The following is a 247-nucleotide window of genomic DNA, read 5'->3' as shown; positions in this document are numbered from 1 at the left end:
GTCGGCATCGTCAGAAACCGCTTCAAAAAGCCGTTTGAAAACACCGGCTTTCATCCAGTCGCTGTAACGGGAATAGACCGAGTTCCAATGCCCGAAATACGTCGGAAGGTCCCGCCATGGGCTGCCGGTCCGGGCAATCCATAAGACCGCCTCGATAAAAAGACGGTTGTCCTGCCCGCTGCGCCCGCGATCTGTTTTCTTGCCAAGGCACAGCGGTTCCATTTTCGCCCATTGGGCGTCTGTCAGT

General features: G+C 56.3%; 1 protein-coding gene. It reads right to left on the bottom strand.

The window, feature by feature from the left end:
* Positions 1-246, bottom strand: a 246-nt coding sequence (locus HNH97_RS13285; protein WP_244949456.1) for a transposase, incomplete at its 3' end; no start/stop codon positions are given.
* Position 247: the final 1 nt, after the last annotated feature.

This window comes from Gluconacetobacter entanii (assembly GCF_013155425.1).
Classification (GTDB): Bacteria; Pseudomonadota; Alphaproteobacteria; order Acetobacterales; family Acetobacteraceae; genus Novacetimonas; species Novacetimonas entanii.
This window is presented reverse-complemented; position numbering and strand designations above follow the sequence as displayed.